Source organism: Streptomyces sp. NPDC045701, from assembly GCF_056432045.1.
On record NZ_JBWKJV010000221.1, the window covers coordinates 1 to 1,169 of the forward strand.

A 1,169-nucleotide genomic window follows, 5' to 3' on the forward strand; every position below is an offset into this window, starting at 1 on the left:
CCGACACGCCGTCAGCGTCCTCGATCAGGTGACCGTTCTCCGCGTCCATCAGGTGTCCCTTCTGAGCAAGTGCCCACCTGATTCATGACACTCCCCATCCGGAGCATGCCGTGGCCGACGGGATTCAACGCGCCCGCGTCCGCCTTGCCCTCCGGCGGATAGTGAGCCGGTTCAGCGGTGACTCTCGAGAGTGAGGATGGCTTTGCCGATTGACGTCATCCGGCTCGGTTTGCAGCGGGGGCTTTGCGGAGGATCGGCCAGGTCTTCACCGCCGCGATGCCCAGCTAGGGCTAGCTAGTGCTGCGTTCCTTAAAGGCGGTAGATGTAGCGGCGGCGTAGGTGTCGGGTGGGTGGGGCGGGTCTGCCCCAGATCCATGGCCGTGCGCGTTGGTTGAGCTGGGTGGTTGCGAGGGCGGTGGCCTGGGTGATCTCGTCGGGTCCGGCGAAGGTCTGGCCGGCCAGGGCGGCTTTGCGGAAGATGCGCCACCAGGCTTCCTGGAGGTTGAGCCAGCAGGCGCCGACGGGGATGAAGACGTGTTTGATACGGGGATGGTCCTCGAGCCAGGTCCGGGTGGAGATGCTGTTGTGGGAGGACAGGCTGTCGGTGATCACGTAGATGTCGCCGGCCGGGTTTGCTTCCTCCAGTTTTTGCAGGAACTGCTGGTAGAAGGCACTGTTGCGGGAGGTCGCGGTCATGGTGACCTGTTGTCCGTCTCTGACGCGCAGGCCGCCGTAGACCCAGATCTTCTCCGGCCCGCGACTATAGTCGAGCTCTGCTTTGATGCGGTGGCCGTCAGGTGACCAGCCCGGCGCCGGCGGGAATGTGCGCGGGATCACCGGCCCGAGCTCGTCGGCGCACACCACGGTGGCGCCGTCGGGCGGGTCGGTGTAAAGGCCGATGATCCGCGTCCTTTTCCCCCGGAATCACGGCCCCCGGCCTCACCCAGGAGCGGGTACGGCGCCAGCGGACGCCCTCGGCCAGAAGAATCCGGCGACCTGGGACCTTCCCACCCTGATCCCGGACTGCCGGGCGGCCTCCGCCAGTGACTCAAGCGTCCACTCAGGCGCGCCCGCCTCGTCGTCCGCGGCCAGTTCACCGTCCTCACGCCTGGTCAGACGGCCCGGAGGTGACTGTCTGGCCAGAGCGACGATACGGGAACGCTCCGCTT

At 66.6% G+C, this 1,169-nt stretch carries 1 protein-coding gene; it reads right to left on the reverse strand.

The annotated features are described in order from the left end of the window. Positions 1-309 precede the first annotated feature (309 nt). On the reverse strand, positions 310-864 hold the full coding sequence (locus AC07DW_RS34575) for a transposase (RefSeq protein ID WP_478861544.1): 555 nt from the start codon (positions 862-864) through the stop codon (positions 310-312). Positions 865-1,169: the final 305 nt, after the last annotated feature.